Below are 13,807 nucleotides of genomic sequence, written 5' to 3' on the forward strand. Positions count from 1 at the left end.
ACGGACGGAAGACCGCCTTTCCGTAGCCCGTCGCGACTTCCGTCGCTCCCACAGGAAAGGTCGTGTTCGGATCCGCGGCGATCGCATGACGGAGACTCGCCTCGACGCCGCGCGCGTAGAGCGGATCGAAGCTCCGCTGCCCCCTCCGCAAGCGATTCGCCTGAACAGCGTTCCCGCACGGGAGCCGCCGCCGTCGCGAGATGCACGCGCAACATCCTGTGGGAGCGACGGAAGTCGCGACGGACGGAAGACAGCCTTTCCGCAGCCCGTCGCGCCTTCCGGCGCTCCTACAGGAAAGGTGGTGTCCGGATTCGCGGCGACCGCACGACGGAAAGGGTGCAGCGGAGCTTCGCTCCACTCTACCGAGCACGCAGCGGGATCAGCGTTCGGCCGACGCAGCGGCGCGCAGGCGTTCGTCGAGGTCGGCGAGCCCATCGGCTTTCGCATCGAGGCCGCGGGCGGCGTCGCGGGCGGTGGTGGCACCGGGGATGTCGCCGTCGCGCAAGCGCTGTTCGGCCATCGCGACCCAGCGCTGGGCGAGACGGGTGCGGGCGGCGGCGCTGTCGCGGCTGGCGCCTTCGAGCACGACACGCGCGTCGAGGCAGACGCGGGCGCGTTGCAGCGCGTTGTCGCGCAGTGCGGTCTCGAAGCAGGTGCGCACGCGCGGCAGCATGCGTTCGCTGGCGCGGCGCACGCCGAGGTCGTCGGGCGCCAGCGCGCGTGCGGCGCGAAGTTTGTCGAACGCGCTGTCGCCCGGTGGCGTCAGCCAGTCGCCGCGCGCTTCGGCGACTTCCGATTCCAGCAGCAATCGACGCAGACGGCGCTCGGTCTCGGGCGAACGCTTTGGTGCACCGAGGCCGGCGTGCGTGCGCTCGGCGCGTTGCAGCGCGTCCTCGGCGCGCTTCACGTCGGGCGCATCGGCGGCAAGTGCGCGCGCCGCGTCGAGTTCGGCGCGGGCGCGATCGAACGCGAAATCCTCCGCTGCCCGGCGCGCCTGCTGCGCGTGCGCGGCACCGACCGCGCGCAAGCCGACAGCAGGCGCGTCGCCTTGCAGGTGTGCGTCACGCAGCGCGCGGTAGCCGGCCTCTGCACGCGGCAGGCGACCGGCGCGCAGATCGGCGTCAGCGCGTCGGCGTGCACGTTCGCCGGCCTGCGCCAGCGTCGATTGGGCGTCCGGCAGTTCCGCATGGCCCGGGTCGAAGCCCGCGGCCGCATCGATCAGCGCCGCGCCGCCGGCCAGATCGCCGCGCGACAGCGCCGTGCGCGCCTGCCGCAGCAAGGCCGACAGCGCGTCGTCGCGACCTTCCAGCGCACGCAGGTGTTTCGGTTGCAGCGCCAGCACGCGGGCGTAGAGCGGCAGCGCCGCATCGTCGGCGCCGTGCAGACGGCCGGCGGCGAGCGCCGCGTCGGCGGCATCGAGCAGGCCGTCGATGCCCGCCACCGCGGCTTCGCGCCGGCGCAGGTCATCGGCGACGGCGTCGACCTGCGGCCGCGGCGCGGACAGCGCGCGGGCCAGCGTCAGGTCGCGATGCGCGTCGGCGAAGCGGTCGGCGGCGGCAGCGCGCCTGGCACGCGCGACCGCGGCCTGCGCGACGCGGCCAAGGCCCGCGCGCAGTTCGGCGCGGTCGGGATCGATCGCGATCGCGGCTTCGTACAGCTCGCGCGCGCCGCGGCCATCGGCGGCGCTCAGGTTTCCCGCGCGCAGCGCCGCGTCGGCCTGCACGCGCAGGCGTTCGGCTTCGGCCGCGGGCCACAGGCGCTCGGCCAGCGGACCGCGCAGCCACCACGCCAGCGGCAGCAGCAGCGCCAGCACCGACGCCAGCCACAGCGGCCAGCGCCGACGCAGCGCGTGGGCGAATCGGGACGGGAAGTCGTCGCGGCCGGCGGTCACCGCGCGAGCATAGCGCGCCGTTGCGACGGCCAGAGGCGCGCGCTCACACCCGGCGCACGGTCTCCACGCCCGCCAGGCTGTCGATGCGGCCGAGCAGGCGGCTGAGCTGGTCGTGGTCGCGCACGCGCAACTGCAGGCGCAGGCGCACCCGGTTGCCTTCGAGCCGGTCGCTGTGGATCGACAGCACGTGGGCGTCGTCCTGCGCGATGAGGTTGCTCAGATCCTTCAGCAGCCAGCGCCGGTCCACCGCCTCCACCGCGACCGACGCCGTGTGCCCGCCGCCGCTGCGGCCCCACTCCACCGACAGCACGCGCTGCGGCTGGCTGGTCGACAGACGCAGGAACGACGCGCAGTCGGCGCGGTGCACGGTCACGCCGCGGCCGCGGGTGAGGAAGCCGGCGATCGGTTCACCCGGCAGCGGCTGGCAGCAGCGCGCGATCTGCACCAGCAGGTTGTCGACGCCGACCACGGTGAACGCGGAACTGCCGGTGCCGCCGCGCGGTTTCGTCGGCGGGCGCGGCGCCAGTTCGACCGGATCGGTCGCGGGCGCCTGCGCGGCGCGCTCGTGGTCGAGCAGCGCGCGGCCGACCTGGTGCGGGCCGAGGTCGCCCAGCGCGACCAGCACGTACAGGTCGTCGAGCGTCGGCGCGTTGAACTTCGCCAGCATCGGCGCGAGGTCGGCCTGCAGCAGCGACAGCCGGCGCAGTTCCTTCTCCAGCAATTCCTTGCCGGCCTGCACGTTGCGCGCGCGGTCGAGCTTGTGGAACCACGCGCGCACCTTGTCGCGCGAACGGCCGCTGGCGAGGAAGCCGTTCGCCGCCACCAGCCAGTCGCGGCGCGGCTCCGCGGTCTTCGCAGTGAGGATTTCGACACGTTCGCCGCTGCGCAACTGGTAGTCGAGCGGCACGATGCGGCCGTCGACTTTCGCGCCGCGGCAGCGGTGGCCGACCATCGTGTGCACGTGGTACGCGAAATCCAGCGGCGTCGCACCGGCCGGCAGGTCGATCACGTCGCCCTGCGGCGTGAGCGTGTAGATGCGGTCCTCGATCAGTTCGCTGTCGAACGCGGCGGACAGGCCCTCGGCCTCGCCGCCGTCGCGGCCGGCGTCGAGCAGCCGGCGCATCCATTCGATCTTGCGGTCGAGTCCGGCGTCGGCGGGCGCGCTGCGGCCTTCCTTGTAGCGCCAGTGCGCGGCGACGCCGAGTTCCGCCTGCGCATGCATCTCGTGGGTGCGGATCTGCACCTCCAGCGTCTTGCCCTCGGGCCCGACCACCGCGGTGTGCAGCGAGCGGTAGTCGTTGGCCTTGGGCCGCGCGATGTAGTCGTCGAACTCGCTCGGGATCGGCGTCCACAGCGCGTGCACCACGCCCAGCGCGGCGTAGCAGGCGGGCAGGTCCTTCACCATCACCCGCACCGCGCGCAGGTCGTACAGGCCATCGATCGACAGGCCCTTCTTCTGCATCTTCTTCCAGATGCTGGTGATGTGCTTGGGCCGGCCGGCGACCTCGGCGTCCACGCCCTGCGCCTTCAGCGCGTCGCCGAGCTGGCGCTTCACGGTCTCGATGTAGCGCTCGCGGTCGCCGCGCTTCTCGTCCAGCCAGCGCGCGATGCGCTTGTAGGTCTCCGGTTCGAGATGGCGCAGCGCGAGGTCTTCGAGTTCCCACTTCAGCTGCCAGATGCCCAGCCGGTTGGCGAGCGGCGCGTGGATGTCGCGGGTGAGCTGCGCCAGCGCGCGGCGTTCGGCCTCGGGCAGCGCACCGGCGGCGCGCAGCAGCGCCAGTTGCCGCGCCAGCAGGATCGGCACCACGCGCAGATCCTTGACCATCACCAGCAGCAGCCGGCGCAGGCCCTCGGCGTTGCGTCCGCCCGCGTCGGCGGCGTGCAGGGTCCACACCTGCGCCGCGGCGCGCTGGCCTTCCAGCAGCGTGGCGACGCCCGGCCACGCCTTCGCCAGCCGCGGCGCGAGCCGCGCCTCCCACTCGGGCAGTTCGTGCAGGATCGTCGCCAGCACCGCTTCGCCATCGGCGTTCAGCAGCGCCAGCGAGGCCAGCGTGTCTTCCAGCCGCGCCAGCACGGCCGGATCGATCGGCGCGACCGGTTCCGGCCCGGCGGCCTGCGCCAGCGCCTGCCGCAGCGGCGCGGGCAACGACGCCACCGGCGGCAGCGACAGCAGGGCGGGCGGGAGTTCGGCGACGGCGGACACGCGCGTGTTCAAGCGAGGTGGGGTCCGCCTACACTAGACCGGTCCCGCCGCAAGCGAAATCCCCAGAGGCCCGCCATGTCGATGCTCCGCACGTTCCTGTCCGTCGCCCTCCTCGCTGCCGTGCTGGTGCCGACGGCCACCTTCGCCCGCCAGGCGCAACCGATCGAGCGCGAGATGACGCACGAGGAATTCCGCGCCGCGGGCCTGGACAAGCTCTCGCCCGAGGAGCTGGCGAAGCTCAACCAGTGGCTGGGCCGCAAGATCGAGACCGTCGCCACCGAGGCGGCAACCGAAGCCAAGGACAAGATCGAGAACGACAACCGCGGCTTCTTCCACTTCGGTTCGGACGAGCCGATCGTCGCGCACATCGCCGGGTCGTTCCGCGGCTTCGGCCGGGGCCGCGAGTACACGCTCGACAACGGCCAAGTCTGGCGCCAGACCGACGAAGCCAGCCTCGTGGGCGCGCGCCTGGAGAATCCCGAGGTGCGGATCAACCCGAGCATGATCGGCAACAGCTGGTACCTCGCGGTGAAGGGCTTCAATACCCGCGCGAAGGTCGAACGGGTGAAGTGACCGCATCATCCCTCGCGCAGCACCGACGACGCCCGGCCTTCGCCGGGCGTCGTCGTTTGCGACAGTCGTCGCGATGCGTCGTCAGTAGAGGGTGCAGATCCCGCCCGGTTGCAGGTCGCAGACCATGGACACGGTCCAGCCCGCATCGGGATCGCAGACGTAGGTGATCTGGAGCTGCTGGTAGCGGGTGAAGTACTGCACGTCGTAGGTCTGCCAGGCGTTGGCCTCGGTGCAGGCGGTCCGCGGCTGCGGCCAGCCCATCGACTGGGCGTCGGCCGATCCCATCGCGCCGGCCAGCAGCGCGAACAGCAGTCCGGTCATCATCGTGCGGAACATGGTGGTTCTCCTTCCTGGAATGCCGCCGGGATCGCGCGGTCGGCATGCGGCGCCCGCGCCTGGCAGTCGACGGCGTCCTGCCGGTCTACCCCTGCCCCGACCGTAGCACATCGTCCGTCGTGCGACGGCGACACCCGCTCGTCATCGTTTGCGCCAGCGTCGTGCGTGCGGACGGCACACGCGAGCGCCGCATCCCGCGCGTCGGCTTCCCGCGTGCGCTTCATCGCGCCGTCGGCGCGCACGGCGCGTCCGGCACAGTCGTCCACGGCATCGGAAAGCCTGTCTCCATGCAGGTCCGCACCGTTCATCCCCCCGCCCGCCGACCGTTCGTCCGACAGCCGTGAAGAAATCGTGAGATCGCGGAACGCGTATCACGGAACGTCATCGCCACCGCGACGAACGGGTTTGACAAGCCCCGGTACGCAAACGATTCTCGCCGCGGGCGCAGAGTCGCCCTTCGCGCACAGGCGGCCCGGTTTCACGGAGACGGAACCGGCATGGCAGCCAGACTCGCCAGGCACGGCAGCCGCGCGCGGACACCATCACTCAAGCACATGGAGAGTTAACGAGTATGTCCACCCAACAGAAGACCCTTCGCCGCCTGGCCCTTTCGGCCGCCGTCTGCGGCACGCTGCTGTCGGCTTCCGCCTTCGCCGCCAACCGCTTCGACGCTTCGGGCCTGGCCGCGAACGGCCCGGTCGACGGCTTCATCGTCACCTACCGTGACGGCAGCGTCGCCAAGCGCGACAAGACCCAGATGATCAGCCGCGTCGGCACCGCCGCCAACCGCGCCTTCGGTCGCGCCAAGGCGACGTCGGTCCGCTTCGAGCGCACCCTCGGCATCGGCGCCGACCTCGTCCGCACGGGCCGCAAGCTCGATCGCGTCGAGGCCGAGACCCTGATGCGCAACATCGCGGCCGATCCGGACGTGCTGTTCGTCGAGCCGAACATCATGCTGCAGCCCACGCTGACCCCGAACGACACGTACTACAACCTGCAGTACGGCTTCCAGAGCGGCGTCGGCGGCAGCAATGCCAACCTGGCGTGGGATACCGGCTATCGCGGCGCCGGCAAGATCGTCGCCGTGATCGACACCGGCTACCGCCCGCACGTCGACCTGGCCGCCAACATCATCAACGGTTACGACTTCATCTCGAACGTGACCACCGCCAACGACGGCAACGGCCGCGATGCGGACGCTTCGGATCCGGGTGACTGGACCGTCGCCGGCCAGTGCTACGCCGGCTCGCCGGCCAGCAACTCCAGCTGGCACGGCACGCACGTCGCCGGCACGGTCGCCGCGGTCACCAACAACGCCGCCGGCGTGGCGGGCATGGCCCACCAGGCGAAGGTGCTGGCGGTGCGCGCGCTCGGCCGTTGCGGCGGCACGCTCGCCGACATCGCCGACGCCATCACCTGGGCCTCGGGCGGCACCGTCGCCGGTGTGCCGACGGTCGGCGCGAACAAGGCCAGCGTCATCAACATGAGCCTCGGCGGCCAGAGCGTCTGCACGTCGACGTCCGCGATCCAGGTCGCCATCAACGGCGCGCTGAGCCGCGGCACCACGGTGGTCGTGGCCGCCGGCAACAGCAACCTCAACGTCTCGGGCTTCACCCCGGCCGGCTGCACGGGCGCGGGCCTGATCGTGGTCGGCGCGACCGACTCCGCGGGCGCCAAGGCCTCGTTCTCGAACTACGGCGCGGGCGTCGACGTTTCGGCCCCGGGCGTGAGCATCGCCTCGACGCTGAACGCCGGCACCACCACGCCGGGTGCGGATGCCTACGTGTACTACAGCGGCACCTCGATGGCGTCGCCGCACGTGGCCGGCCTGGTCGCGATGATGCACTCCAAGCCCAGCGCCGACTGCCTGCCGGCGACCTGCGAAAGCATCGTCAAGGCCAACATCAAGGCCTTCGGCGTCGCTCCGCCGCAGCCGATCGGCACCGGCATCATCAACGCCCAGAAGACGATCAACGCCACGCCGTAAGCGTCGCGTCGCATCGTTCTGCAAAGCACGAACCCCGGCGAAAGCCGGGGTTCGTCTTTGGTGCGCCGCGAGATTCGTGCGACGCGGGCTGGGCGATCAGTAGTAGATGCAGCCATTCTGGTCGCAGTAGCCGACCAGCTGCCAGCTGCCGGAATCGCACTGGTACATGCGCGCCCAGTAACCGGTGCGCGGGCTCCAGTAATCGACGGTCGTGATCTCGCCCTGGTTCTCGTCGGTGCAGGGCGTGGTCGGGCCCGACGGCAGGGCGGCGGCGGCGCGACCCGGGGTCCCCATCGCCGCGGCGAAGAGGGTGATGGCGACCGCGGTGAGCAGAGTCTTGTGCATGACATGTCCTTTCGTGTGGAAGCCGTCGAGGGATCCGATGCCGGCAGGCACGAGGCGCCCGCGGCATCGCCGCCCGGGCGCGACGGCACGGCACGGGCGACGATCGCAGACTAGCAATCGGCCGTCGCGCGAGACGCGACGTTCGCCGCAGTTGCGCCCGCCGGCCGCGGCCTCTCCGCCGTGCGACGCCCCCGACGTTCGCCGAGGGCGTCGCTTACGCGATCGAACGGATCAGAGGTAGAGGCAGCCCATCGCGTCGCAGTAGCCGATCAGCACCCAGTTGCCGGCATCGCACTGGTAGATGCGCTGGGTGATGCCGTCTGGCAGCCGCCAGCTGTCGACGGTGGTGATCTCGCCGTCGTTCGCCGACGTGCAGGGCGTGGTCGGATACATCGGGTAGGCGGCGGCCGTGCCGCTGGCGCCCATGGCCGCGGCGAACACGACGGCGGCGGCGCCGGTGAGCAGGGTCTTGTGCATGGCATGTCCTTTTGTCCGGAAGCCGCCGAGGTCCGACGCCGACAGCGGTGATGCCGCGACGCCCCCACCCGCGCGCGACGGCACGACGCGGGCGACAGCGGCAGCCTAGCAACCCGGGGCGCCGCGGGACGCGACGCTCAGCGCAATTGCGCCAGCCGTGTCGCCAGTTTCTTCGCCGACACGCCGCCCTTCGCGCCGAGTTCCTGCGCGAACAGCGAGACCCGGAACTCCTCCAGTTCCCAGCGCAGCGCCTGCCAGCCCGGCTGCGCGTCGACGCCGCGGTCGCGGGCATCCGCGAGCGCGTCCGCGAACGGCACGAGTTCGAGCATCCGCGCCTGGTCGCGCACGGGATCGCGCAGCGCACGCTCCGCACGCAGCGCCATCGCCTTCAGCCAGCGCGGATATTCGGCCAGCGCGTCCGCCGGCGTGTCGCGCAGGAAGCCCGGCGCCGCCAGTCCCGCGAGCTGCGCCTGCAGGTCGTCGAGGTTGGCACGCGCCCAGCCCATCAGCTTCGAATCGAGCGCCGCGCGCACCTCGGCGATGCGCGCGAGGATGACCTCGGCCTGCTTCAGCCGGTCCATCGCTTCGCCGAACAGCGCCTTGCCGGCGGCATCCGCGCGGCGCGCGAACGCGTCGGGGTCGCGGATCGCATCCAACCCATCCGCGGCGAGCGCGGCGAACGCGCCCTCGACCAGATCCTCGCGCAGGCGATCGCTGTCCTTCAGGCCGTCGCGCCGCGGCGACTGCGACTCGATCGCCGCGTACAGCAGCGCGATCTTCGGCTGCACCGGCAGCTGCTTCCGCGCCTGCTTCATGCGTTCCGCGAGCGCGAGCCGCAGCAGTCGTCGCACGCCACGCGGATGATGCGTCTCTGCTTCGCGGCGATCGGCGTGCACCGCCAGCGACACGCTGTCGCCGTCGTCGTGCAGCGCCGGATACGCCGGCACGCCGCCGGCGCCGGGCACCGACGCGGGGATCGCCGTCGCCGGGAACGTCGTCAGGCCGCGCTGCGCCAGGCCTTCCGCCGCTCGCGCCGAGAAGGCATCGGCCGCGCGTTTGCCGAAGCGTGCGCGCAGGTCGTCGAGATCGCGCGATTCGGCGAGCACGTGGCGCGCGTCGCCGCGCGCACCCGGCGCATCGAGCAGGCGCAGGTTGGCGCGCAGGTGCGCGTCGATCGACGCGACGTCGAAATCGAGCGCGGAGAGTTCGACGCCGCCGAGCTTCTTCAGGAAGCGCGCGAGCGTGCCCTCGAAGCTGTCGGCATCCGGCTGCGGGAACGCTTCGGCAAAGGCACGCGCGAAATCCGGCGCCGGCACGAAGTTGCGGCGCAGCGCCTTCGGCAGCGACTTGATCAGCGCCGCCGCCTTGTCCTGCACGAAACCCGGCGCCAGCCACGACAGCCGTGCGGGATCGAGCGCGTTGAGCAGGTGCAGCGGCACCGCCACGGTCATGCCGTCGTCGGGCGCGCCGGGCTCGAAGCGGTACGACACCGCGAGGCGCGCGTCGCCAAGCGGCAGCACCTTGGGGAAGCGTTCGGCATCGCTGGCGCCACCGACCATCAGGTCGTCGAACGACCACTCCAGTTTCGCCTTCTCGGCTGCCGGCAGTTTCGCATACCACGCGTCCAGCGCCTGCGCGTTGTGCACCTGCGGCGGCAGGCGATCGAGATACCACTGCGCCTGCCAGTCCTCGTCGACGACGAGGCCCGCGCGGCGCTGCTTGGCTTCCTCTTCCTTCGCCTTCGCCAGCGTCGCGAGGTTGCGCGCGAGGAATGCACAGCGCGTGTTGATCTCGCCGGTCACCAGCGCGTCTCGGGCGAAGATCGTCCGCGATTCCTCGGGGAACAGCGCGCCGTAGTGCACCGGCTTCTTCGGCGCCAGCACCAGCCCGAACAGGCTGATATGCTCGCTGCCGACCACGCGACCCTGCGAGCGTGCCCAGTGCGGATCGTGGTGGCGTCGCGCGAGCAGATGCGGCAATTCGTCGATCGCCCATTCCGGTTCGATCGCGGCGTTGGTGATCGACCAGACCTTCTCGGTGTCGAGCAGCGTCGCCGACAGCACCCACGGCGGCGGCTTCTTCGCCAGCGGCGAACCCGGGAACAGCGTGAACTTGCGCCCGCGCGGACCGTCGTAGAGCCCGCGCTCGCTGCGATTGCCGAGCTGCGTCGGCAGGCCGGCGATCAATGCGCGATGCAGCTTCGCGTAGTCGACGGCGATGGCGTGGTCGACTGACGCGGCATCTGCCAAGGCTTCGGTAGAGCGGCCTTTAGGCCGCTGCTTTTCGGCGGCATGTTCAAGCGGGCTGAAGCCCGCTCTACCGGAGCCACGCGCGCCCTGACCATCGCCCCAATCCAGTTCGTCGCACTGCAGCTTCAGCTGCCGATGCAGTTCGCGCCATTCGCGCAGGCGCAGGAAACCGAGGAACTGCTTGTCCGCCCACTTGCGCAGCTGCGACTGGGTCATCTCTTCGTGGGCGACGCGATACGCCTCCCACAGCTTGAGGATGCCGATGAACTCCGACTTCGGATCGGCGAACTGCGCGTGCGCGGCGTCGGCGGTGCCGCGCTGGTCGGCCGGGCGTTCGCGCGGGTCCTGGATGCCGAGGAAACTCGCGATCACCAGCATCTCGCGCAGGCAACCGTGCTTGTGCGCGGCGATCAGCATCCGCGCCAGCTTCACGTCCACCGGAAGGCGCGCCATCGTGCGGCCGATCGCGGTGAGTTTGCGTTCGGTGTCGATCGCGCCGAGTTCCGACAATTGCTGCCAGCCGTCGGCGATCGCACGCGGGTCCGGCGGTTCGAGGAACGGGAAATCCTCGATGCGCCCGAGGCCCAGCGACAGCATGCGCAGGATCACGCCGGCGAGCGCGGCGCGGCGGATCTCCGGATCGGTGTAGGCATCGCGGGCGAGGAATTCCGCTTCGGAATACAGGCGGAAGCAGGTGCCCGGCGCGATGCGTCCGCAGCGGCCCTTGCGCTGGTCGGCGCTGGCCTGCGAGATCGGTTCGATGTGCAGGCGATCGAGTTTCTGCCGCGGGCTGTAGCGCTTCACGCGCGCGAGGCCGGGATCAACGACGTAATGGATGCGCGGCACCGTCAGCGAGGTCTCGGCGACGTTGGTCGCCAGCACGATGCGCCGCTGCGGGCCGGGGTTGAACACGCGGTCCTGGTCGCGCGCCGAAAGCCGCGCGTACAGCGGCAGCACTTCGGTGTGACGGTACTTGCGCTTCTCCAGCGCCTGGTGCGCGTCGCGGATCTCGCGTTCGCCGGGCAGGAAGATCAGCGTGTCGCCGAAGCCACTGCCGCGCGCGATCTCGTCGCAGGCGGCGACGATGCCGTCGAGCACCGAGCGGCCGCCTTCGGACTCGCCATCGTCTCCGCCCTCGCCGCCCAGCGGCCGCCAGCGCACTTCGACCGGATAGCCGCGGCCTTCGACGCTCACCACCGGCGCATCGCTGAAATGCTTCGAGAAGCGCTCCGTGTCGATCGTCGCCGAGGTGACGATGACCTTCAGGTCGCGGCGCTTCTGCAGCAACTGCTTCAGATAGCCGAGCAGGAAGTCGATGTTGAGGCTGCGCTCGTGCGCTTCGTCGACGATGATCGTGTCGTAGGCCGACAGCCAGCGGTCGGACTGGATCTCGGCCAGCAGGATGCCGTCGGTCATGAACTTCACCGCGGTGCGCTCGCCGACGGCGTCGTTGAAGCGCACCTGGTAGCCGACGAGGTCGCCCAGCGGCGCGTTCAGCTCCTCGGCCACGCGGCGGGCGACCGCGCGCGCGGCGATGCGGCGCGGCTGGGTGCAGCCGATCATGCCGGCGGCACCGCGACCGGCGGCCAGGCACAGCTTCGGCAACTGCGTGGTCTTGCCCGAGCCGGTCTCGCCGGCGATCACGACGACCGGATGGGCACGGATCAGCTCGACGAGGTGGTCGGCCTCGGCGGCGATGGGTAGCGCCGGGTCCACCGCGACCGCGGTCGGCAGCGACGCCGCGCGGGCCTCGCGCGCCGCGACCGACGCCGCCAGCGCCTGCGCGAAGGCGTCCCGAGCCGCGTCGTCGGCCGGGCGGCCGCTCCAGCGCGACCACAGCCCGTGCAGGCGTCCGCGGTCGCGGGTCAGCGCGCCGTCGATGGCGGTGCGGCCCTGCCGCAGGGCGGCCTGTCGGGTCTGATCAATAGAAGGCATGAATCATTTCAATCCGAACAATCGACTTCATCTGTTGAAGTCGTCCCACTAGTCTGGCGTATGTCCGGCGCAGCGAGGAGTAGGCTGCGCCCCATGTCCCACCGTTACGGAGTGAGCGCCATGAGCAAGTCCCGCAAATCCGGCAAGTCGGCCCCGGCCACCACCGACGGCGCGCCGCAGATCGACATCGGCCTCTCGGCCGGCGACCGCAGGAAGATCGCCGACGGCCTCTCCCATTTCCTGGCCGACAGCTACACCCTGTACCTGAAGACCCACAACTTCCACTGGAACGTCACCGGCCCGATGTTCAACACCCTGCACCTGATGTTCGAGGGCCAGTACACCGAGGAATGGACCGCGCTGGACGCCGTCGCCGAGCGCATCCGCGCCCTCGGCTACCGCGCGCCGGGCACGTACGGCGAGTTCGTGAAGCTCAGCTCGATCGCCGAGGACCGCGAGGTCGGCGCCGGTGACTGGCGCGAAATGGTACGCCAACTCGTCGTGGGCAACGAAGCCGTGTGCCGCACGGCGCGCAAGGTGCTGAAGACCGCCGACGGCGCGGGCGACGACCCGACCGTCGACTTGATGACCCAGCGCCTGAACATCCACGAGAAGAACGCCTGGATGCTGCGCTCGCTGCTGGCCTGAGCGATGCCCGTGCCGGCATGCCTCCCGTGACGACGCGGAGGCACTTCCGTCCCGCGATGCAGGCGACATCGCGGGACGGGTGACGCACGTCGCGTGCGCGGATCAGGGCACGCGGTGCTGGTTGAAGAAATCGATGTAACCGGCGTACGCGGCGATCGGATCGTCCTTGTAGCGCCCATCCGCGTCGTAGGTGCAGTGCGCGCTGTTGCCGAAGGCCACCGTGTAGGCCTGGCACAGGGCGGGCCCGAAGTTCGGATAGTGGATCGAATCCATCAGCAGCATTTCGGCATAGGTCACGCGTCGCGGCACCACCGGTGCGTCGTAGATCAGCCGCACCGGCGGATCAGGATCGGCGCCGGCGGTGACGCTGCGGATCGCGCTGCCGAACTGCGCGTGATTCGGGTGCTCGGCGTTGAAGTCGGCGATGAAGTCCGGGCGATCGGCCTTGACGATGAACAGGTTCGCGAATTCCGTGCCGTCGTAGCTCGTCTGCGCCTTCACGCCGTAGACCGCATTGACGCGGGTCGATTCGCGCGCGACCGGGTCGTTGCTGTTCGGTCGCGCCATGTCGTCCTGCAGCGCCGTCCAGATCGTCAGCGTGCCGCGCGATTGGCCGACGAAGAAGACGTTGCGCTTGTCGATGCCCAGCGCGTCGGCGTTGGCACGGATGAACTGCAGCGCGCGGGCGATGTCGTAGTGCGGCACGCCGGGATCGTTGGGACCGTTCGGCAGATCTTCGTTCACTACCGGATGGCGGAACTCGATCGATGCGAACGAATACCCGGCACGCAGCGCCGGAACGACCAGTGCCTCGTACATGTGCGTCCCGGGCGTCAGCGCCTTGCTCATGCCGTTGGGATGTGCCCAGATGATCAGCGGCACCGGCGTCGTCGACGGCGCGCGGTAGAAATCGAAGTTCTGCTTGATCCAGGCGTTGCGGAGCGTCGGCTCCTGCCAGGTTTCCTTGCCGTAGCACAGATCCGCACCCTGCGCGCCGGGCGCCAGCATCACCGGCTTGCAAGCCTGTTGTGCCTGCGCGTTGCCGGCGAGGCAGAGCAATCCCAGCAGCACGACGCCTGCACGTCGCGCCCACGTAACATTCGCATTCATGTCCTGTCCTTGTGTGATGGAAAACGGTCCGCCCCTTCGGACCGGCACCATCA

At 70.6% G+C, this 13,807-nt stretch carries 10 protein-coding genes; 3 read left to right on the top strand and 7 right to left on the bottom strand.

Annotation, left to right across the window (positions count from 1 at the left end; genetic code table 11):
- Window positions 1–379: 379 nt before the first annotated feature.
- Together ACT53R_RS18630 and ACT53R_RS18635 are read right to left on the bottom strand one after the other, a co-directional pair.
- Window positions 380–1,891, bottom strand: coding sequence for a hypothetical protein (locus ACT53R_RS18630; RefSeq protein WP_476173412.1), 1,512 nt, complete (start codon window positions 1,889–1,891; stop codon window positions 380–382).
- Between the two features lie 43 nt (window positions 1,892–1,934).
- On the bottom strand, window positions 1,935–4,094 hold the full coding sequence (locus tag ACT53R_RS18635; RefSeq protein WP_476173413.1) for a RelA/SpoT family protein: 2,160 nt from the start codon (window positions 4,092–4,094) through the stop codon (window positions 1,935–1,937).
- Between the two features lie 75 nt (window positions 4,095–4,169).
- Between ACT53R_RS18635 and ACT53R_RS18640 the strand changes: the two genes are divergently transcribed.
- The gene (locus ACT53R_RS18640) at window positions 4,170–4,667 is read left to right on the top strand and encodes a hypothetical protein (protein ID WP_476173414.1); all 498 of its coding nucleotides are present in this window, start codon (window positions 4,170–4,172) and stop codon (window positions 4,665–4,667) included.
- Window positions 4,668–4,748: 81 nt separating this feature from the next.
- Here the strand turns inward: ACT53R_RS18640 and ACT53R_RS18645 are convergent, their stop codons facing one another.
- Window positions 4,749–5,003 (bottom strand): hypothetical protein, encoded by a 255-nt coding sequence (locus ACT53R_RS18645; protein WP_476173415.1) that lies wholly within the window; start codon window positions 5,001–5,003, stop codon window positions 4,749–4,751.
- Between the two features lie 571 nt (window positions 5,004–5,574).
- Between ACT53R_RS18645 and ACT53R_RS18650 the strand changes: the two genes are divergently transcribed.
- Window positions 5,575–6,990: a S8 family peptidase gene (locus ACT53R_RS18650; protein ID WP_476173416.1), complete on the top strand. Its 1,416-nt coding sequence runs from the start codon at window positions 5,575–5,577 to the stop codon at window positions 6,988–6,990.
- Between the two features lie 96 nt (window positions 6,991–7,086).
- Here the strand turns inward: ACT53R_RS18650 and ACT53R_RS18655 are convergent, their stop codons facing one another.
- From ACT53R_RS18655 to hrpA, 3 genes are all read right to left on the bottom strand, one after another.
- Complete coding sequence (locus ACT53R_RS18655) at window positions 7,087–7,335, bottom strand: hypothetical protein (RefSeq protein ID WP_476173417.1); 249 nt, start codon at window positions 7,333–7,335, stop codon at window positions 7,087–7,089.
- A gap of 231 nt (window positions 7,336–7,566) precedes the next feature.
- Window positions 7,567–7,812 carry a hypothetical protein gene (locus tag ACT53R_RS18660; protein ID WP_476173418.1) on the bottom strand — a complete coding sequence of 82 codons (246 nt, stop codon included), beginning with the start codon at window positions 7,810–7,812 and terminating at the stop codon, window positions 7,567–7,569.
- A 137-nt stretch (window positions 7,813–7,949) separates the two neighbouring features.
- Window positions 7,950–11,996 (bottom strand): ATP-dependent RNA helicase HrpA, encoded by a 4,047-nt coding sequence (gene hrpA, locus ACT53R_RS18665; RefSeq protein ID WP_476173419.1) that lies wholly within the window; start codon window positions 11,994–11,996, stop codon window positions 7,950–7,952.
- 120 nt (window positions 11,997–12,116) lie between these two features.
- Between hrpA and ACT53R_RS18670 the strand changes: the two genes are divergently transcribed.
- Entirely contained in the window at window positions 12,117–12,644 is a 528-nt protein-coding gene (locus ACT53R_RS18670) for a Dps family protein (RefSeq protein WP_476173420.1), read from the top strand.
- A 102-nt stretch (window positions 12,645–12,746) separates the two neighbouring features.
- Here ACT53R_RS18670 and ACT53R_RS18675 read toward each other — a convergent pair whose 3' ends face one another.
- Window positions 12,747–13,754 carry an alpha/beta hydrolase gene (locus tag ACT53R_RS18675; protein WP_476173421.1) on the bottom strand — a complete coding sequence of 336 codons (1,008 nt, stop codon included), beginning with the start codon at window positions 13,752–13,754 and terminating at the stop codon, window positions 12,747–12,749.
- Window positions 13,755–13,807: the final 53 nt, after the last annotated feature.

This window comes from Lysobacter sp. DMC104, assembly GCF_056313665.1.